At 63.2% G+C, this 17,846-nt stretch carries 19 protein-coding genes; 11 read left to right on the forward strand and 8 right to left on the reverse strand.

Annotated features, from left to right (window positions below):
- Positions 1 to 8: 8 nt before the first annotated feature.
- The 5 genes from ACQY6T_RS09205 to ACQY6T_RS09225 are packed head-to-tail and all read right to left on the reverse strand — an operon-like array spanning position 9 to position 2,369.
- Positions 9 to 449 (reverse strand): hypothetical protein, encoded by a 441-nt coding sequence (locus tag ACQY6T_RS09205; RefSeq protein ID WP_428630484.1) that lies wholly within the window; start codon positions 447 to 449, stop codon positions 9 to 11.
- 20 nt (positions 450 to 469) lie between these two features.
- Positions 470 to 1,351, reverse strand: coding sequence for a pirin family protein (locus ACQY6T_RS09210; RefSeq protein ID WP_428630485.1), 882 nt, complete (start codon positions 1,349 to 1,351; stop codon positions 470 to 472).
- Positions 1,352 to 1,353: 2 nt separating this feature from the next.
- Positions 1,354 to 1,725 (reverse strand): cupin domain-containing protein, encoded by a 372-nt coding sequence (locus tag ACQY6T_RS09215; RefSeq protein WP_428630486.1) that lies wholly within the window; start codon positions 1,723 to 1,725, stop codon positions 1,354 to 1,356.
- Positions 1,722 to 2,081, reverse strand: coding sequence for a DUF2200 domain-containing protein (locus tag ACQY6T_RS09220; protein WP_428630487.1), 360 nt, complete (start codon positions 2,079 to 2,081; stop codon positions 1,722 to 1,724). The genes ACQY6T_RS09215 and ACQY6T_RS09220 overlap by 4 nt, the downstream gene beginning before the upstream one ends.
- Positions 2,082 to 2,090: 9 nt before the next feature.
- Positions 2,091 to 2,369 (reverse strand): BolA family protein, encoded by a 279-nt coding sequence (locus ACQY6T_RS09225; RefSeq protein WP_428630488.1) that lies wholly within the window; start codon positions 2,367 to 2,369, stop codon positions 2,091 to 2,093.
- A 165-nt stretch (positions 2,370 to 2,534) separates the two neighbouring features.
- Between ACQY6T_RS09225 and ACQY6T_RS09230 the strand changes: the two genes are divergently transcribed.
- The 4 genes from ACQY6T_RS09230 (at position 2,535) to ACQY6T_RS09245 (ending at position 5,761) form a co-directional block, all read left to right on the forward strand.
- Positions 2,535 to 3,026, forward strand: a complete 492-nt coding sequence (locus ACQY6T_RS09230) for a J domain-containing protein (protein WP_428630489.1) — start codon at positions 2,535 to 2,537, stop codon at positions 3,024 to 3,026.
- An 11-nt stretch (positions 3,027 to 3,037) separates the two neighbouring features.
- Positions 3,038 to 3,487: a nuclear transport factor 2 family protein gene (locus ACQY6T_RS09235; RefSeq protein ID WP_428630490.1), complete on the forward strand. Its 450-nt coding sequence runs from the start codon at positions 3,038 to 3,040 to the stop codon at positions 3,485 to 3,487.
- 97 nt (positions 3,488 to 3,584) lie between these two features.
- Positions 3,585 to 4,574 (forward strand): cobaltochelatase subunit CobS, encoded by a 990-nt coding sequence (cobS, locus tag ACQY6T_RS09240; RefSeq protein WP_428630491.1) that lies wholly within the window; start codon positions 3,585 to 3,587, stop codon positions 4,572 to 4,574.
- A complete protein-coding gene (locus tag ACQY6T_RS09245) occupies positions 4,574 to 5,761 on the forward strand; it encodes an alpha/beta hydrolase (RefSeq protein WP_428630492.1) in 1,188 nt (395 codons plus the stop codon). The genes cobS and ACQY6T_RS09245 overlap by 1 nt, the downstream gene beginning before the upstream one ends.
- On the opposite strand, the gene ACQY6T_RS09250 is transcribed toward ACQY6T_RS09245, so the two are convergent.
- Together ACQY6T_RS09250 and ACQY6T_RS09255 are read right to left on the reverse strand one after the other, a co-directional pair.
- Positions 5,758 to 5,889 (reverse strand): hypothetical protein, encoded by a 132-nt coding sequence (locus tag ACQY6T_RS09250; protein ID WP_428630493.1) that lies wholly within the window; start codon positions 5,887 to 5,889, stop codon positions 5,758 to 5,760. The genes ACQY6T_RS09245 and ACQY6T_RS09250 overlap by 4 nt on opposite strands.
- Complete coding sequence (locus ACQY6T_RS09255; protein WP_428630494.1) at positions 5,886 to 7,082, reverse strand: MFS transporter; 1,197 nt, start codon at positions 7,080 to 7,082, stop codon at positions 5,886 to 5,888. Before ACQY6T_RS09255 ends, ACQY6T_RS09250 begins: the two co-directional genes overlap by 4 nt.
- Positions 7,083 to 7,269: 187 nt before the next feature.
- On the opposite strand from ACQY6T_RS09255, the gene ACQY6T_RS09260 reads away from it, so the two are divergent.
- From ACQY6T_RS09260 to ACQY6T_RS09290, 7 genes are all read left to right on the forward strand, one after another.
- Positions 7,270 to 7,674 (forward strand): endonuclease domain-containing protein, encoded by a 405-nt coding sequence (locus ACQY6T_RS09260; RefSeq protein ID WP_428630495.1) that lies wholly within the window; start codon positions 7,270 to 7,272, stop codon positions 7,672 to 7,674.
- Positions 7,671 to 9,494 carry a cobaltochelatase subunit CobT gene (gene cobT, locus ACQY6T_RS09265; protein WP_428630496.1) on the forward strand — a complete coding sequence of 608 codons (1,824 nt, stop codon included), beginning with the start codon at positions 7,671 to 7,673 and terminating at the stop codon, positions 9,492 to 9,494. The genes ACQY6T_RS09260 and cobT overlap by 4 nt, the downstream gene beginning before the upstream one ends.
- Positions 9,495 to 9,676: 182 nt before the next feature.
- On the forward strand, positions 9,677 to 11,323 hold the full coding sequence (locus ACQY6T_RS09270; RefSeq protein ID WP_428630497.1) for an acetolactate synthase large subunit: 1,647 nt from the start codon (positions 9,677 to 9,679) through the stop codon (positions 11,321 to 11,323).
- A 60-nt stretch (positions 11,324 to 11,383) separates the two neighbouring features.
- Positions 11,384 to 11,677 (forward strand): GIY-YIG nuclease family protein, encoded by a 294-nt coding sequence (locus ACQY6T_RS09275; RefSeq protein ID WP_428630498.1) that lies wholly within the window; start codon positions 11,384 to 11,386, stop codon positions 11,675 to 11,677.
- A 49-nt stretch (positions 11,678 to 11,726) separates the two neighbouring features.
- A complete protein-coding gene (locus ACQY6T_RS09280; protein WP_428630499.1) occupies positions 11,727 to 13,166 on the forward strand; it encodes an aldehyde dehydrogenase family protein in 1,440 nt (479 codons plus the stop codon).
- Positions 13,167 to 13,419: 253 nt separating this feature from the next.
- Complete coding sequence (locus tag ACQY6T_RS09285) at positions 13,420 to 14,301, forward strand: UDP-2,3-diacylglucosamine diphosphatase (protein WP_428630500.1); 882 nt, start codon at positions 13,420 to 13,422, stop codon at positions 14,299 to 14,301.
- Complete coding sequence (locus ACQY6T_RS09290; protein ID WP_428630501.1) at positions 14,298 to 15,350, forward strand: glycosyltransferase family 4 protein; 1,053 nt, start codon at positions 14,298 to 14,300, stop codon at positions 15,348 to 15,350. Before ACQY6T_RS09285 ends, ACQY6T_RS09290 begins: the two co-directional genes overlap by 4 nt.
- Here ACQY6T_RS09290 and ACQY6T_RS09295 read toward each other — a convergent pair.
- Positions 15,347 to 17,788 (reverse strand): TonB-dependent receptor plug domain-containing protein, encoded by a 2,442-nt coding sequence (locus ACQY6T_RS09295; RefSeq protein WP_428630502.1) that lies wholly within the window; start codon positions 17,786 to 17,788, stop codon positions 15,347 to 15,349. The genes ACQY6T_RS09290 and ACQY6T_RS09295 overlap by 4 nt on opposite strands.
- Between the last annotated feature and the right edge of the window lie 58 nt (positions 17,789 to 17,846).

Here is a 17,846-nt window from a genome sequence, read left to right on the forward strand (position 1 = left end):
CAAGCGAGCTATTCCGCCGGAACGCGGTTTTCCTTGTCCTGCGGCAACGTCTTGAAGATCGGCCATTCGCGCATGTCGCCATTGTCGTCGGTGCAGCTGCGCGACGACAGGGTTTTGTCGCCGAGCCGCACGATCAATCCGCCATAATAGACTTCCGGGTCGCCGCCGCCTTCGGTCATGCCCACGCTGGGCGCGGTCCAATGGGCATAAACGATATAGCTATGATCGCCGTTGACGAAGCGCAGCGTCTGATCCTCCCCGCGCGGATAAAGAGTGCGATGATAAAATACGCGTTGGTCCGCCGCGTCGGCAACGAGCCGAAGCTCGGCCTTGCGCTTGGTGCCATAGCGATAGACGAGCGCATTGCCCTGCTGCGTGATGGTGAGCCGCTTTGTCCCGATGCTGCAATCGAAAATCGGCCCGGGCGCTTTTGCCGGCGCGGCCAGCATCGCAACGGCAAGCAAGACGCTCAAGGGTAGCTAACCGTCTTAGGCACCTCGGGGATCGGGATAAATTCGTCGCTGTCGCCAGGGACGAGCGGGAATTTACCTTCCTTCCAGTCGTGCTTAGCCTGATTGATTCGATCGCGCGATGAGCTCACGAAATTCCACCACACATGGCGCGGCGTCGGAAACGCCTCGCCGCCGAGCAGCATCACCCGCGCATCGCTGATCGCGCGCAGCGTCATCGCCTCGCCGGGTTTCAATACATAAAGACTGTAGCGTTCGAGCGCTTCGCCATCGAGGCTGGCGTCGCCGAGCGCGACCAGTATCGCGCGCTCGTCAGCCTCGGCCTCGATCGGGATCGCCGATCCCGCGTTCATCAGGATATCGGCGTAGATCGTCGCGGCATGCTGGGTGATCGGCGAAGTCGCCCCCCATAGACTTCCCATGATGATGCGCGCCGACACGCCGCCATCCTCGATCAGCGGCAGATCGTCCTTGGCGACATGTTCGAACGCCGCGTCGATCTCTTCCTTGCCATCGGGCAGCGCGAGCCAGGTCTGCATCCCCGAGATACCCGATCCGGTCGCGCGCTCGACCGCCGGGGTACGTTCCGAATGGACGATGCCACTGCCCGCGGTCATCAGATTGCACGCACCGGGACGGATCGTTGCCAAGGTGCCAAGGCTGTCGCGATGGTCGATCGCACCCTCGAACAAATAGGTGACGGTCGCCAGGTTGATATGCGGGTGCGGCCGCACGTCCATGCCCGCGCCGATGTCGAAATGCGCCGGGCCGAACTGATCGACGAAGATGAAAGGGCCGACCATCGTCCGCGACTTGTTGGGCAAAGTCCGCCGCACCTCGAACGCGCCAAGGTCGTGGGTCGAGGGGGTGATGATGTCCATGATCAGTTCAGTCTTTCCAGCGTCAGCCGCGTCTTTTCGGTTTCGACGTTACCGGTATTCAGCGTCGAATTGGGTTCGAGCAGCAGGACGTGACATTCGCCGTCCATCGCCTCGGGGCAATGTTCGGTGCCGTGCGGCACGATGATGAACTCTCCGGTCTCGACGATTACGTCGCGATCGCGCAGCCCCATCTTCATCCGGCCCGCGACGACGAGGAACAATTCGTCTTCAATGTCATGATGATGCCAGTCGAACTTGCCGGCGAACTTCACCAGCTTGACCAGGAAATTATTGATGTCGCCCGCGACGCGCGGGTTCCAGTGATCGCCAAATGTTGCGAAGGCGGCGGCGAGATTCACCTTGTCGATCGTCATGGTGCGGGCGCCCGCAAAATTTTCTCCATCGTTTTTCCTTTGGCCAGTTCGTCGATCAGCTTGTCGAGATAGCGGATCTCGCGCATCAGCGGCTCGGTAACCTCTTCGACGCGGATGCCGCAGACGACACCTTTGATCTGGTCGCGCGCCACATTCATCGCGGGCGCGGCAGCAAAGAAATCGGTGAAATCGGTGTCCGCCATAATCTGCTCGTCGAGCTGTTTTTGGCTATAGCCGGTCAGCCAGCGAAGAATTTCGTCGACCTCATCCTTCTTCCGGCCCTTGCGCTCCGCCTTCTTCACGTAATGCGGATACACGCTCGCAAAGCTCGTTTTGAAGATGCGATGTCCGGCCATATCGATGCCTTACTCGCCCGGCGCGGTCGCCTTGATCGCCAACGCGTGGACTCGTTGCCCGGGCAGGTCGCCCAGCGCCTTGTTCACCGCGCGCTGCCGCGCGACGCGGTTCATGTCGGCAAAGCCCGCCCATTCGATCGTCAGGCTGAAATGCGACTCGCCACTGCCGTCGTCGCCGCTATGGCCTTGATGACTGGCGCTGTCGTTGCTCAGGGTGAAATTGGCGTCGGGAAACGCTGCGGTCAGCAGGCTTTCCATCTCTTGCTGCGCGGGGCCTTTGTTGCTCATGGGGTTGACCATAAACGCTTCGTCGCCAAATTATAAGACCTTCCCAACGCCCGAAAGCCTGTTTTGCCGTCCCCTTCACGCCCCAATCGTTTTCACGGCCGCGTCCCCCGCGAAGACTCCTGCGCTGCACCCGGGTGCCGCGAGCCCGGTGAGTTTCGTGCCCCGATGGCTTGGACGCGCTCGCCCGACGGGCCGCCGCAATATCGCTGGCTGTGCCTCGATCATGTTCGCGAATTCAACGCGGGTTATAATTTCTTCGAGGGCATGAGCACCGACCAGATCATGGCGGCGCAATCGCCAATGGCGGGTTGGGAAACCGAAAGCCGTACCTTTCGCGCCGCGGGGAGCGCCGACCTGCCGCCGCGCTGGGCCGATTTCAAGGATCCGATCGATGCGTTGGGCGCGCGCTTTCGCCAGCGGATGGACGAGGCGCGGCGCGAGGCGGCCAATCCGGGGCTGAGCCGCGAAGAGCATGCCGCGATGCAATTGCTCGGCCTGCCCGCCGACGCCGATCGCGCGACGCTCAGACGGCGTTACAGCGAGCTCGTGCGCCGCTATCATCCTGACCGCAACGGCGGCGACCGCAGTTTCGAGTCGCGGCTGGGCGAAGTCGTCGCGGCGTATCAATTGCTGCGAAAGACCAAGGCTTTTGCATAGGGAGAAGCACGATGAGCACCCTGGACGTCGACCTGGACCAGGCCCGCATCGAAGTGGTCCGCCGCCATATGGCGCTTGAGATCACCCACGATTGGGACGGCGTGATCGCGACCTTCGATCATCCGCGCTACGAACTGCTCGGCCCCGGCACGGTGTTCGACGGCGAAGCCGCGGTGCGGTCCTATTTCGCCGCATCGCGCGAGCCTTTTCCCGATCAGGCGAACGAGGTGATCGCAATTGCCGCCGACGCGGCGACCGACACGGTGCTGGTCGAATTCTGGCTGACCGGGACCCATCTCGGCCCGCTGCGTATCGGGCTTCGCACCATCGAGCCGACGGGAAAAGCGTTCCGCATCCGCATCGCGGCAAGTTTCCAGTTTGCGCCGGGCAGCGACAAGATCGTCTGCGAACGGCCATATTACGACCAGTCGGCGGTGCTGAAGGCGCTCGATCTGTTCTGAAAAGGCGTTGCAAGGTGCAACCGACGCCTATACCGCGCTACCCGAAGCGCCGGGCAACGGCGACTCTCTCCCAACCGCGCGCGCTGGACTATGTGACATGACCGATATTCCGAACAGCCTTCCCGACCATCATGGTTCGACGCTCCTGGCAGCGCCCGATGTCGAGGTCAGCGCGCGCGAGATGTTCGGCGTCGATATCGACATGATGGTCCCCGCGTTCAGCGAAGCCGACGAGCGCGTCCCCGATCTCGATCCAGCCTATGTCTTTGACGGCGACACGACGCTCGCGATCCTCGCGGGCTTTAAATATAACCGCCGCGTGATGGTGCAGGGCTATCATGGCACCGGCAAATCGACCCATATCGAACAGGTCGCGGCGCGGCTGAAATGGCCGTGCATCCGCGTCAACCTGGATGCGCATATCAGCCGTATCGACCTGGTCGGCCGCGACGCGATCGTGCTGCGCGATGGCCAGCAGGTCACCGAGTTTCGCGAAGGCCTGCTCCCTTGGGCATTGCAGACCCCGACTGCGCTGGTGTTCGACGAATATGACGCCGGCCGTCCCGATGTGATGTTCGTGATCCAGCGCGTGCTGGAGGCCGAAGGCAAGCTGACCCTGCTCGACCAGAACCGCGTCATCCGCCCGAACCCGCATTTCCGCCTGTTCTCGACCGCAAACACCGTCGGGCTTGGCGACACCAGCGGGCTGTATCATGGCACGCAGCAGATCAACCAAGGCCAGATGGACCGGTGGAACATCGTCGTCACGCTGAACTATCTGCCCGCCGCGACCGAAAGCCGGATCATCCTGCAAAAGGTCCCCGGCACCGACGACACGACGGTCGCCAACATGGTCAAGGTCGCCGACCTGACGCGCCAGGGCTTTATCAACGGCGATATTTCGACCGTGATGAGCCCGCGTACGGTGATCAGCTGGGCGCAGAATGCCGCGATCTTCAACAATTTGGGCTTCGCCTTCCGCCTGACCTTTCTGAACAAATGCGACGAGGCCGAACGGATGATCGTCGCCGAATATTATCAGCGCGTGTTCGGCGAAGACCTGCCCGAAGGGGTGACCGGCAAGTGATGTCGCTGCGCCACCTGATGGTGGCGGCCGCCGCTTTCGCGCTTTCGGGCTGCATCGCCGCGGTCGATTATGGCAAGGTTCGCCACGCCGAATATGTCGCCGACCCGCGCTGCACCGCGCAGCCGGGCGCGGTCGTCGACGGCGAGGCGCTGCCGTTGTTTTTCGCGACAAGCCGCCTGCCCGACTGCCGCACCGACGATGTCACGCTGCTGCGGCATCGCGGCGACAAGATCCGCTATGGCCGCTTTGCCGCGCCGCGCGAGGCCGAGGTGGCGGGCAAGAAAAAGCTGCGCACCCCGATGGCATTCCAGAACTCGGCCGACTGGTGGACGGCGCTGCAGGCCGAAACCGACCGCCGGCAGGGCCGCGTCCTGCTGTATGTCCACGGCTATCGCGAGACGTTCGAATCGACGTCGAAGGACGCCGCGCAGATCGCGCGGATGACCGGATTCGACGGGCCCGTGATCGAGTATAGCTGGCCGTCGCAGGGCGAAGTGTTGAGCTATGCGGTCGATGAAACCAACATGTATCATGACGAACGCACCTTCCGCGACTTCCTGAAAACGCTTGCCGAGCGGCCGTGGGTTAAGGAAATCGTCGTCGTGTCGCACTCGCTGGGCGCGCGGCTGGTCATTCCCGCGATTTCCTATGTCGACCGCGCATCGAGCAGTGCCGATAGCAGCAATATTTCAAACGTCATTCTGGCATCGCCCGACATCGACCGTGAAACTTTCGAACGCGACATCGAGGAAGAGGTGCTGTCGGCGCGCCGGGTTGCAAACAACCGGCGGATCACCGTGTATGTCTCGCACGCCGACAAGGCGCTGGCCGCGTCGCGCGCGCTGCACGGCTATCCGCGGCTCGGCTCACCCTATTGCTTCGATCCGTTCGAGGCAGCGGACTTGAAAGCCAAGGGACTGCCGGTGCGCTGTTATCCGGCGTCGGTCGCCGGTTTGACGATTATCGATACCACCGATGTGTCGCGCTCCGCGACCGGGCACAGCAATTTCCTGCGCAGCGCGGCGGCATGCCGCGATTTCGTCGATGTCGCCCAAGGCAAGCGCACGCGGCCCGAACGGTCAGCGACGCACTTGGCGCACGTTTTTCGCCTTTTGCCCGACCCGGCGGAACCCAAAGAAATGGATGAGGCGATCTGCAATCGTGTACCGGTCGCCGCTGCGCCCTAGAAGCCGCACATGATCGCGACGTTGGCGAGCCAGACCACCGGTCCCTCGCCGGTCCACAGCCACAAGCCGCCGACAGCGACAAGGCCGAACAGCGCGAGCGCTATCCGATCCTGCCGCGCCAGCCTCACGCCGGCTGCAACCGTTTGACCGGCGCGTCGGCGATCGGCAGGTGGACGAGCCCGGCGAACAGCCCGAGCGCAATCGATATGCCCCAGGCGATGTTATAGCTGCCGGTCTCGTCGAAGATCAGCCCCGCCATCCATGCGCCAAAGAAGCTGCCAAGCTGATGGCTGAGGAAGACGATGCCGTAGAGCATCGAGAGATAGCGGATGCCGAAGATACGCCCGACGATGCCGCTGGTCAGCGGCACCGTACCAAGCCAGAGGAACCCCATCGCGCCGGCGAACACAAGCGCGGTCCAGTGGGTCAGCGGCAGGAAGAGGAACAGCGCAATCACCGCCGAACGCGCGACATAGAGCCCCGAAAGCACATATTTCTGGCGCAGGAAATCGCCCGCACGGCCGAATATGTAGGACCCGAGGATATTGAACAGGCCGACAAGCGCGAGCACCTGCGCGCCGATGTCGATGCCGAGCCCCTTGTCGTCGAGATAGGCGGGCAGATGCGTGGCGATGAACGCGATGTGGAAACCACAGACGAAGAAACCGGCGTTGAGCAGCCAGAAGCCGCGATGGACGGCTGCTTCGCGCAGCGCTTCGCGAGCGCTTTGCTCGATCTCCAAGGTCAAGCTCGCGCCGCCGTCCGTGCGGCCTGCGACCCCGACCGCGAGCAGCCCGCAGAGCGCCACGAGGGCCGCCATGATCCACAGCGTCTCGTGATAGCCGATATTCCCGAGCAGGATTGACGCCAGCGGCACCACGAGGAACTGCCCGAGTGATCCGCCCGCGGTGACGATGCCGAACGCGCTGCTGCGCTTTTCGGGGCTGACAACGCGCCCGACTGCGCCGAGCACGACAACAAAGGTGGTCGCCGACTGTGCCATGCCGATCAGCAGCCCGAAACTGAGGTACAGCCCCATCGCGTCGGATGCGAACGCCGCGCCGATCAGCCCCAGCGCGTAGAGCAGCGCGCCGGCGACGACGACGCGGCCCGCGCCATGCTTGTCGGCGAGCGCGCCGACAAAGGGCTGGACGAGGCCGAACAGCAAGTTTTGAAGCGCCATCGCCAGCCCGAAGTCCGAGCGGCTGATCCCGATGTCGACGCTCATCTGCGGCAGGAATAGGCCAAAGCTCTGACGCACACCCATCGCCAAGGTGACGATGAACGCCGCGCAGGCAATCACGATCCAGGGTTTCTTCATGGGAGATTGCGCAGAAAAGCTCATGCAAGCCGGATGGTCCCGCACCCACGCGGCGTCAAGCGAGCTTAGCTATATTCCCATCAAGCCCAAAGCCGGGTAGCAAAGCCAGAGCCTCCCCCTTGATGGGGGAGGCAGCGAGACTTGCGAACTTGTTCGCTAGTCGCAGCGGTAGGGGTGTGGTTGCGCCATGAAACGAACACCGCCGGATGGCTCTACGGGGCAGGCTCGCCGATTGCGCAGCGAAATGACCGATGCCGAACGGAAAATCTGGACTTTATTGCGTACCGCCTTTCCAGATTGGCGCTTCCGCCGCCAAGTCCCGATCCGTCAGTATATCACCGATTTCGCGAGCCATCGGGCCAGGCTGATGATCGAAATTGACGGCGGGCAGCATAATGCTGAAATCGACGCTCCGCGCACGACGATAATTGAAAATGACGGCTACCGCGTCATCCGTTTCTGGAACAATGATGTGCTCGCCAATATTGACGGTGTCGCAATCGTCCTGACAAAGGCGTTGACCGATACATCACCCCCACCCAACCCTCCCCCATCAAGGGGGAGGGCTTTAGAAGACCGCCTCCTCCCATGACCGCATCCTCACCCCTCGACGATTTCAAGGCCGCGCTGTCGAGCGTCGCGCGCGCCGTGACCCGGGATGCCGAGGTCGAGGTAGGCTTTACCGCCGATGCCCCCGCCCAGATCGGCAAGGCGATCAAGGTGCCGACGCCGTCGCGTACCTTGCCTGCTGATCAAGTCGCCGAAGCACGCGGCTTTGCTGATGGGTATGCGCTGCGCATGAAGCATCACAGCGAGAAGCTGCACGCCGCGGCGCGCCCTGCCGAGCCGCTTGCCGCCGCCGCCTTCGACGCGATGGAGCGCGCGCGGATCGAGGCATTGGGCGCGCGGCATATGGACGGCATGCGCGCCAATCTGTCCGCCAGCTTGGCGATGCGGATGCGGAGCGACCCGATCAGCCGCGCGCAAAGCCGCGACGATGTGCCGATCTCGAGCGCGCTCGAACTGATGCTGCGAGAGGCGCTGACGGGCGACCAGGCGCCGCAGGGCACCGAAACCGGGTTGTCGCTAGTCCGCGAATGGATCGGCAAAGACGCGGGCGCCGATATCACCGCACTGTCGATGCTGCTCGACGACCAGGCCGGTTTTGCAGAAACCGCGAAGCTCGCGCTGCGCCATCTCGACCTGATCCAGAGCGATGAACCGGTAAACGAGGGCGCCGAAGACGGCGGCGATGAGGACGAGAGCGAAGCCGAAGAAAGCCAGGAAGAACAGGATAGCGAGGACGGCGGCGCCGGTGAATCGCAAGTCGATGCCCGCGCCGAAATGGCCGGCGATCAGGCCGACGACGGCGACAGCGACCCCGACGCGCAGGAAATGGAAGGCGACGGCGAGCCCGAAATGGGTGGCGAAGGCGACGAGGGCATGCTGCCCGTGCGCCCCAACCGCCTGCCCGGCGACATCCCCGACTTCAACTATCTGCGCTTCACCGAAAAGCATGACGAGATCATCCTCGCCACCGAGCTGTGCGATGCCGACGAGCTGACCCGGCTGCGCGCCTATCTCGACCAGCAGATGCAGCATTTGCAGGGCGCGGTGACCAAGCTCGCCAACCGGCTGCAGCGCCGCCTGATGGCGCAGCAAAACCGCGCGTGGGATTTCGATCAGGAGGAAGGCCAGCTCGACGCCGCGCGGCTCGCTCGTGTGATCGTCTCGCCCGGCCAGTCGCTGTCGTACAAGATCGAACGCGATACCGATTTCCGCGATACCGTCGTCACGCTGCTGATCGACAACAGCGGCTCGATGCGCGGGCGGCCGATCAGCATCGCGGCGATCAGCGCCGACATTCTCGCGCGCACGCTCGAACGGTGCGGCGTGAAGACCGAGATATTGGGTTTCACGACGCGGACATGGAAGGGCGGGCAGAGCCGCGAGGACTGGCTCGCCGCCGGACGCCCCGCGCATCCCGGCCGCCTCAACGATTTGCGCCACATCATCTACAAACCCGCCGACGAGCCTTATCGCCGCGCGCGCAAGTCGCTCGGGCTGATGATGCGCGAAGGGTTGCTGAAAGAGAATATCGACGGCGAGGCGCTGACATGGGCGCACAGCCGCATCATCGGCCGCCCCGAAGAACGCAAAATCCTGATGGTGATCAGCGATGGCGCGCCGGTCGATGACAGCACCCTGTCGGTCAACCACGGCGCCTATCTCGACCAGCATTTGCGCCAAGTGATCGACTGGATCGAGAATCGCTCGCCGGTCGAACTGTGCGCGATCGGCATCGGCCACGACGTGACGCGCTATTACAGCCGTGCCGTGACGATCATGGACGCCGAGCAACTGGGCGGGACGATGGTTGAGCAGCTCGCGGGTTTGTTCGACATCGATTGAACCAGAATGGGGCGCCTACGGGGTGGGTGACAAGCCCTTCCCCCCTCGTTACAAACTCCCTCGATGCAGCAGGGACTCGCGGCCTTGACGACGAGTGTCGCTGCACTGAAATTCATGCTGAGGGTCGCCAGCATGGCTTGGGGCCGCACCGGGGTGGTGCGTGGCTGAGGGGGCGACTACGCATGAAAAAAGCATCCGACCTGTTCATTGAGTGCCTAGAAGAAGAAGGCGTCGAGTATATTTTCGGCGTTCCGGGCGAAGAAAATCTCGACTTTCTCGACAGCCTGTCGCGGTCGAAGCAGATCAAGCTGATCCTGACCCGTCACGAACAGGGCGCGGGCTTTATGGCGGCGACCTATGGTCGCCACACCGGCAAGACCGGCGTCTGCCTCGCGACCCTCGGCCCCGGCGCGACGAACTTCGTCACCGCCGCCGCCTATGCGCAATTGGGCGGGATGCCGATGATGATGATCACCGGGCAAAAGCCGATCAAGAAATCGAAACAGGGTCGTTTCCAGATTCTCGACGTCGTCGCGATGATGGGACCGATTACCAAATATACCCACCAGATGGCGGCATCGGACAATCTTCCGAGCCGCATCCGCGAAGCGTTCCGTCTGGCCGAAGAAGAAAAGCCCGGCGCGGTGCATATCGAGCTGCCCGAGGATATTGCCGACGAGCACACCGATGCGGTGCCGATCAAGCGCAGCCATGTCCGCCGACCGACCGCCGACGTCAAATCGATCCGCGAAGCGGTCAAGGCGCTGGAAAATGCCAAATCGCCGATCCTGGTGATCGGCGCGGGCGCCAACCGCACGATGACCAGCCGCATGCTGCTGCAATTCATCGAAAAGACCGGCATCCCGTTCCTGACCACCCAGCTCGGCAAGGGCGTGATCGACGAGCGGCATCCGAAATTCCTCGGTTGCGCCGCGCTGTCGGCGGGAGATTTCGTCCACCGCGCGGTCGAGGATTCCGATTGCATCGTCAATCTGGGCCATGACGTCATCGAGAAGCCGCCTTTCTTCATGCACAAGGATGGCCCGACGGTGATCCATGTGTCGAGCAAGACCGCCGAGGTCGATCCGGTCTATTTCCCACACGTCGAAGTCATCGGCGATATCGCCAATGCGGTGTGGCAGATGAAGGAAGACATCGTTCCCAGCGGCAGCTGGAAGTTCGACAAGATGCTGAGCTATCGTCAGGGTGAGGTCGATCACACCGCGCCGCTCGCCAAGGACGCGCGCTTCCCGATTTTCCCGCCGCATCTGGTGCAGTCGATCCGCGACGCGATGCCCGACGACGGCATCATCTGTCTCGACAATGGCGTCTATAAAATCTGGTTCGCGCGCGGCTATACCGCCTATCGCCCAAACACCGTGCTGCTCGATAATGCGCTGGCAACGATGGGCGCCGGCCTGCCGTCGGCGATGATGTCGGCGATGGTGTATCCCGATCGCAAGGTCATGGCGGTGTGCGGCGACGGCGGCTTCATGATGAACAGCCAGGAAATGGAGACCGCGGTTCGCCTGGGGCTCAACATGACGGTGCTGATCCTCAACGACAACAGCTATGGCATGATCCGCTGGAAACAGGCGAACATGGGCTTCAAGGATTGGGGCCTGACCTATGGCAACCCCGATTTCGTCAAATATGCCGAAGCCTATGGCGCCCACGGTCACCGCGTTGAAAGCGCCGCGCATCTGCAGGAACTGCTCGCCCACACCCGCGATACGCCGGGGGTCCATTTGATCGACTGCCCGGTCGATTATACGGAGAACGACCAGATTTTGAACATCGATATCAAGAAGATTTCGAAAGAGATGTGAGAATATTTCGCTGCCGGTTGTTTCTTGTCATCCCCGCGAAAGCGGGGACCCAGGGGCCAGATGGAACGAATCTATCACGTCTATATCTTAGCCAGCGCGCGTAACGGTACGCTGTATATCGGCGTCACGGGCGATCTGGCGGCGCGTTGCACCCAGCATCGCAGTGGGGAAGGATCGGGGTTCACCAAGCGGTACGGAGTTGATCGCTTGGTGCACGCCGAAGCCTTCGCCGATGTCAACGAAGCCATCGCACGCGAAAAGGCGATCAAGAAGTGGCGCCGCGCTTGGAAACTGGAATTGATCGAACATAGCAATCCGCAATGGCTCGATCTTTATGATAGGCTCAACGCTTGATTGTGCCGCCCCTGGGTCCCCGCTTTCGCGGGGATGACAGCGTTGGAGAATGATTGTGAAGTTGAAAGACGTCTATCCACTCTACCTCAACAACAAGGCGGCACAGCCGAACACCGACCTTGAGGTGATCGACAAGTTCACCGGCGAGGTCGCGTTCCGCACTGCGCTCGCCACCCCCGACGTCATCGACGAGGCGATCGCTGGCGCCGTCCGCGCCGCCGAGCCGATGGCGCGGCTGGCGAGCTATGAGAAGCGCGACGTGCTGCTGCATTGCGTCGCGCGGTTTCAGGAGCGCTTCGACGAATTGGCCTACGCCCTGTGCGTCGAGGCCGGCAAACCGATCGCCGATGCCGAGGGCGAGGTCACCCGCCTGATCGACACTTTCCGCATCGCCGCCGAGGAGGCGACGCGCAATTACGGCGAGGTCCAGCCGCTCGATATTTCGGCGCGGGCCAAGGGCTATATGGGGATGTGGAAGCGGGTGCCGATCGGCCCGTGCAGCTTCATCTCGCCGTTCAACTTCCCGCTCAATCTTGCTGCGCACAAGATTGCGCCCGCAATCGCGATCGGCTGTCCGTTCGTAATGAAGCCTGCGAGCATGACGCCATTGGGCGCGATCATCATGGGCGAGGTGCTGGCCGAATGTGACGTCCTGCCCGAGGGCGCGTTCAGCATCCTGCCCGCGAGCCGCGCCGGCGCCGACCTGTTCACCACCGACGCGCGGCTCAAACTCCTCTCCTTCACCGGCTCGCCCGGCGTCGGCTGGGATCTGAAGGCCAAGGCGGGCAAGAAAAAGGTCGTGCTCGAACTCGGCGGCAACGCCGCCGTGGTCGTCGATAAGGACGCCGACCTCGACCATGCGCTCGCGCGGATCATCTTTGGCGGCTATTATCAGTCGGGGCAGAGCTGCATCCATGTGCAGCGCGTCATCATCCATGAGGATATTTACGACAACTTCCGCGACATGTTAGCGGCGAAGGTCAAGGCATTGAAATCGGGAGATCCCAAACATCGCGACACCTTCATTGGCCCGATGATTTCGGTCAAGGAAGCGCAGCGCCTGAAAGGCTGGATCGACGATGCGGTTGCCGCGGGCGCGACCTTGCTCGCGGGGGGCGGCTGCGACGGCAATATGCTGGAGGCTGCGCTGCTCGAAAATGTCCCTGCGGGCTGCGATGTCGTGGTCGAGGAAGCGTTCGGCCCCGTCGTGGTGCTGTCGAAATTTGCCAAGTGGGAAGACGCGCTGGCCGAGGTTAATGACAGCAAGTTCGGCTTGCAGGCGGGACTTTTTACCAGCGACATCCAGAAGGTGCTCGACGCGTGGGACCATCTCGACGTCGGCGGCATCGTCGTCAACGACGTGTCGAGCTACCGCGTCGACAACATGCCCTATGGCGGGGTTAAGGACAGCGGCCTCGGCCGCGAGGGCGTGCGTTTTGCGATTGAGGATATGAGCGAGATCCGCAATTTGGTGATCCGGCGGACTTAGCCCTCCCCTCCCGCTTGCGGGAGGGGCAGCGAGACTTAGGAGCTTGCTCCCTAGTCGCAGCGGGGTGGGCCTTTTCAAGGTCGCCAGCTCGCTTCGCTCGCGCCCACCCCTGACCCCTCCCGCTTGCGGGAGGGGAACTATCGTCACAAAACCGCCCCCAAACCGTCGCCGAACCGACGCGGCTTTGAATCGCACAGTGTCACAATTCTCCTGTCTAGCCCGTGGGCAGCCCAAGCTGCTTACGGAGAGTGACATGGCCTCGATTTCGACCCTGCCCATCCCCGCGCGTTTTCCCGATCCCTTTGCCAGTGATCCGCATGTCCCCGAACGCCTGATCGGCGAACGGCGGAGCTATCGCACCGTGTGGGTCAGCGACATCCACCTCGGCACCCGCGGCTGCAACGCCGCGATGCTGATCGATTTTTTCGACCATGTCGATTGCGAGACGCTCTACCTCGTCGGCGACATCATCGACGGCTGGCGGCTGAAAAAGCGCCACTTCTGGCCGCCCGAGCATAATGACGTAGTCTGGCGCGTCCTCAAGCGCGCCAAGCGCGGCACCCGCGTCGTCTATGTCCCCGGCAATCATGACGAGATGATCAAACCTTTCGACGGCTTTGATTTCGGCGGGGTCGAGATTCGGCGCGAGGCGATTCATACCACCGCCGACGGCCGAAAATTGCTCGTCGTCCACGGCGACGATTTCGACGCCGTGATGCTCGCGCACCGCTGGCTCGCCTTCGTTGGCGACGCCGCCTACACTGGCCTGATGAAGTTGAACGTGCTCGTCAACCGCATCCGCAGTGCTTTCAGCCTGCCCTATTGGTCACTGTCGATGGTCGCCAAGCACAAGGTCAAGAACGCCGTCCAGTTCATCGGGCGCTACGAAGAGGTCGTCGCGCACGCCGCGCGATCGCGCGGGGTCGATGGCGTCGTGTGCGGGCATATCCACAGCGCCGAGATGCGCGAGATCGAGGGCACCGAATATTATAATGACGGTGACTGGGTCGAAGGCTGCACGGCGCTGGTCGAACATCATGACGGCACGATGGAGATCTTGCACTGGGCCGAGGAAGTAGCGGCACGCGCCGTGCCGACGGTTCTGGATCTCCCCGCCCCGGCACGCGCGGCATGAGGATGTTGATCGTCAGCGACGCATGGGAACCGCAGGTCAACGGCGTCGTCCGCACCTTGCAGGCGACGATCGCCGAGCTGCGCAAGGCGGGGCATGAGATCGGCGTCGTCTCGCCCGACCTGTTCCGATCGGTCCCCTGTCCTTCCTACCCCGAAATCCGGCTCGCGTTCGCGGGCTGGCGCAAGGTCGGGCGGCATATTCGCGCGTTCGCGCCGCAAGCGATCCACATTTCGACCGAAGGGCCGCTGGGGCTGGCGGCGCGGCGCTGGTGCCTGAAGAACGGCTTTCCCTTCACCACCGCCTATCACACGCGCTTTCCGGAATATGTCGCGGCGCGATTGCCGCTGTCGCCGGCGTTCGTGTGGCGCTTCATCCGCTGGTTCCACCGCCCGGCGCGGCACATCATGGTCGCCACGCGCAGTCTGGCGCGCGAGCTGGCCGAACAGGGGCTGGGTCAGACGATGCTGTGGGAACGCGGCGTCGATCACGACCTGTTCCGTCCCGACCGCGCGCCGCTCCCGGCCTATGCGAGCTTGCCGCGACCGATCCAACTCTATGTCGGGCGGGTGGCAGTCGAAAAGAATATCGGCGCCTTCCTCAACGTCGATCGTCCGGGCACCAAGGTGATCGTCGGCGATGGCCCCGCGCTCGCCGAACTGAAGGCGCAGCACCCGGGCGCGCTGTTCCTCGGCAAACTCGGCGGCGACGCGCTCGCCTCTGCCTATGCGGGCGCCGACGTGTTCGTCTTTCCCAGCCGCACCGACACCTTTGGGCTGGTCGTCATCGAGGCGCTGAGCTGCGGCACTCCAGTCGCCGCTTTTCCGGTGCCCGGGCCCGGCGATATTATCCGCGATGGCGCGGGCGCACTTGACGAGGATCTCGGCCGCGCCATCGACACCGCGCTGGCATGCGAGCGCGCCGAGGTCGAAGCGCTCGGCGCGCGGTACAGCTGGGCAAGCTGCACCGCACAGTTCGTCCAGGCGCTGACCTTTGTGCCGACCGAACGCACCCCGGAAAGTGCGCTCGGCGCCGCGAGGTTCGCAGCCTAGAACGTCTTGCGCCACTCCAGCTCGATATAGCGGCCCAACGGATCGATATAGCCCGGCTGATAATTGAGCGGCACGAGGCCGTTCGCGTCGGTGATCTTGCGCTGGGCGTCGAACAAATTGTCGACCGACAGGCGCAGGCGCGATCCTTTCAGGAACGGCATTTTTTCGATCAGCTTCGGCTTCTGGTTCAAATCAACAAAGAAACGCAGGTTAAAGGTCGCCAGATCGCCGAAGTTCAGGTCGCCCGCGCTGCCGCCGGTAACCGTGCTGCCGCTATCGTATTTGGCGCTGAGCCGTACCCCCATCCCCTTGTTGAACAACCCGCCGTCAAGTTCGAACAGATGGCGGTTGCTGCCGCCGCCGCTGCCCGTCGCCGACCCGTTCAACAGGTCGAGTTCGGGTACGCCCGGGCGGATCAACACTTTGTCGGTCAGCTTGATCGTGTGATATAGCGAAACCTGCCAGCGGCCGCCCTGCGGACCGCCAAACATGCCGCCGCCGCCGCCAGGGCCGCGCATGCCAACCCGCGGGCCGCCGCCACCCCCGCCGCCGCGCGGGCGACCAGCGCTCGCGCCGTCGGGACGTCCGCCACCCGGGCCGCCTGCACCCGGGCCACGCTCCGCCGGCTGGCCAAAGCTCTTGCCAAAATTCAAGCCCCAGCGGATTTGCGAATTTTCGACCTGGTCGAAATTGACTGGCCGCTGGTCGAGCGCGATCAGCACGCCGTTGGCGTCGCGCGTTACGCGGTCTGGGAACGCCGCCTCAATCTCTGGCGTCAGCAGCGGAAAGCTATTCGACGTGTCGCTGCTCTTGTTGCGGTTATAATTGACCGACAGATTCAGCCCCTCGAGCATCGGCGGCGACCAGTTGAGCCCCAGCTTGAGGTCGCGGCGCTGCTCGGCGAGCAGGAACGGGTTGCCGCCCGTCGTCGTCGTGATCTGCACCGTCTGGCCGGTCGAGAAGTCATAATAGGTGACCGCGGGCGTCACTAACGGCGCCGCACCAAGTTGCTGGATCCCCGGGGCCGCCTCGTCGTTGTTGAAACTCGCGATCAGCGACAGATTGTCGGTGACCCCCCAGTTCAGATTGGCACCCCAGCTTTTCAGCGCCGCGAAATCGCTTGGATTCTCCACCTGCCCGCTCAACGTCAACGACACCCGGCCGATATTGCCGACCTCATATTCGGGATCGAGCAGCGGCACGGTCAGCGAGCCAAATACGCTCGGCGTGTCGCGTCCCAAGTCCGTGGTGGTCAGCGCGCCCGATCGTTCGGACTGGCTATCGAAACGCAAACCGGAATAACTGCCCGTCATCGACAACCGGATTGGACCGGCCCACCCCTCGGTGACGGTGCCCGACAAATTGGCGTTGCCGCCAAAGCTCTGCTGGCTGCTGTCGAACCGGTCGCGGGTCCCGCTGATCCGGTCCGTAAAGATGCGCGAATCGGCGTCGGCATAATTGCCCGACACCGACCAGCGCCAATCGCCCAGCATGCCGTTGACGCTGGCGGTGGTCGCCAGATTGCGGCTGCGGCTGTCGCGTTCGAGCGGGTCGGTGACGCCGCCGACGCCGGGACCGAGCAGCGACAGGCTGTCGGTCTGATCGAAACGCACGTTGAGCGATGCATCGGTAAGCTTGTTCAAACTACGCTGGATCGTCGCATCGATCGAATATTCGTCGGACGCCGATAACAGACTGCGCGCCGGGGCTTCGGCGGCTTGCACAGGGTCATTATAATCAAGCCCCCGCTCGCTTTCGAGCAGCATCGTTTTATGATCCCAGCCGGCGTTGACGTTGACGCGACCGTTTTCGCCGATCGCCAGAAAGCTTGGCTGAATCTCGCTCTGGAACCGGCCGCCCTGCGTCGGGATGCCGCCTTCAGCTTCGACCGCGACTTGGCGAAAATTAGGCTTGAGCACCATGTTGACGACGCGCTCGTCGGCCGAATAGCCATATTGCAGCGCGACTTCCTCGGGGAAGATCTCGACCTTGGCGATCGCTTCGGGGGGCAGGTTGCGCACCTCGCCGAAACCGCCGATGCGGCGCCCGTTGACCAGAATGATCGGCCGCCCGCTGCCGCGGCCGCGCCCCGACCGGGTCTGCGGCGCCAGTGCGTCAAGCAGTTCGGACACGTTCGACACGCCATAGCTGGCGATCGCCGCCTCATCGAGTTCGGCTTCGGCCTTGATGTCGGTTTCGAGCTGTCCGGCGAGCCGCGGCGCGGTAACGACGATTTCGTCGCCGTCGATATCGTCATACGTATCTGCGGGATCATCGGAAGCGCTGACGGCCGGCGTTGATGGTTGGTCGGCAACCGCGCTCACGGCAGCGGCGCTGGCGGGCATCGCTTCGTCTGCCGCCAGGGCGGGCACGGCGAACATGGCGCCGGTAGCGAGCAACAGGGCACGCGCGGAAAGGGAGAGGCGAACGTGGGTCATGGGGAAAGCCTTTTGTTTTTTCTTGGTTCTTATTGGCGCGGTGGGACTGAACCCGTCA

The sequence above is a fragment of the Sphingopyxis sp. genome (assembly GCF_965279725.1).
Taxonomy (GTDB): Bacteria; Pseudomonadota; Alphaproteobacteria; order Sphingomonadales; family Sphingomonadaceae; genus Sphingopyxis.

What these genes read in the sequence shown, in the direction of transcription:
- ACQY6T_RS09205 (WP_428630484.1), bottom strand. Translation starts at nt 449, where the DNA reads ATGCTGGCCGCGCCGGCAAAAGCGCCCGGGCCGATTTTCGATTGCAGC.
- ACQY6T_RS09210 (WP_428630485.1), bottom strand. Translation starts at nt 1,351, where the DNA reads ATGGACATCATCACCCCCTCGACCCACGACCTTGGCGCGTTCGAGGTG.
- ACQY6T_RS09215 (WP_428630486.1), bottom strand. Translation starts at nt 1,725, where the DNA reads ATGACGATCGACAAGGTGAATCTCGCCGCCGCCTTCGCAACATTTGGC.
- ACQY6T_RS09220 (WP_428630487.1), bottom strand. Translation starts at nt 2,081, where the DNA reads ATGGCCGGACATCGCATCTTCAAAACGAGCTTTGCGAGCGTGTATCCG.
- ACQY6T_RS09225 (WP_428630488.1), bottom strand. Translation starts at nt 2,369, where the DNA reads ATGAGCAACAAAGGCCCCGCGCAGCAAGAGATGGAAAGCCTGCTGACC.
- ACQY6T_RS09230 (WP_428630489.1), top strand. Translation starts at nt 2,535, where the DNA reads ATGGCTTGGACGCGCTCGCCCGACGGGCCGCCGCAATATCGCTGGCTG.
- ACQY6T_RS09235 (WP_428630490.1), top strand. Translation starts at nt 3,038, where the DNA reads ATGAGCACCCTGGACGTCGACCTGGACCAGGCCCGCATCGAAGTGGTC.
- cobS (WP_428630491.1), top strand. Translation starts at nt 3,585, where the DNA reads ATGACCGATATTCCGAACAGCCTTCCCGACCATCATGGTTCGACGCTC.
- ACQY6T_RS09245 (WP_428630492.1), top strand. Translation starts at nt 4,574, where the DNA reads ATGTCGCTGCGCCACCTGATGGTGGCGGCCGCCGCTTTCGCGCTTTCG.
- ACQY6T_RS09255 (WP_428630494.1), bottom strand. Translation starts at nt 7,082, where the DNA reads ATGAAGAAACCCTGGATCGTGATTGCCTGCGCGGCGTTCATCGTCACC.
- ACQY6T_RS09260 (WP_428630495.1), top strand. Translation starts at nt 7,270, where the DNA reads ATGAAACGAACACCGCCGGATGGCTCTACGGGGCAGGCTCGCCGATTG.
- cobT (WP_428630496.1), top strand. Translation starts at nt 7,671, where the DNA reads ATGACCGCATCCTCACCCCTCGACGATTTCAAGGCCGCGCTGTCGAGC.
- ACQY6T_RS09270 (WP_428630497.1), top strand. Translation starts at nt 9,677, where the DNA reads ATGAAAAAAGCATCCGACCTGTTCATTGAGTGCCTAGAAGAAGAAGGC.
- ACQY6T_RS09275 (WP_428630498.1), top strand. Translation starts at nt 11,384, where the DNA reads ATGGAACGAATCTATCACGTCTATATCTTAGCCAGCGCGCGTAACGGT.
- ACQY6T_RS09280 (WP_428630499.1), top strand. Translation starts at nt 11,727, where the DNA reads ATGATTGTGAAGTTGAAAGACGTCTATCCACTCTACCTCAACAACAAG.
- ACQY6T_RS09285 (WP_428630500.1), top strand. Translation starts at nt 13,420, where the DNA reads ATGGCCTCGATTTCGACCCTGCCCATCCCCGCGCGTTTTCCCGATCCC.
- ACQY6T_RS09290 (WP_428630501.1), top strand. Translation starts at nt 14,298, where the DNA reads ATGAGGATGTTGATCGTCAGCGACGCATGGGAACCGCAGGTCAACGGC.
- ACQY6T_RS09295 (WP_428630502.1), bottom strand. Translation starts at nt 17,788, where the DNA reads ATGACCCACGTTCGCCTCTCCCTTTCCGCGCGTGCCCTGTTGCTCGCT.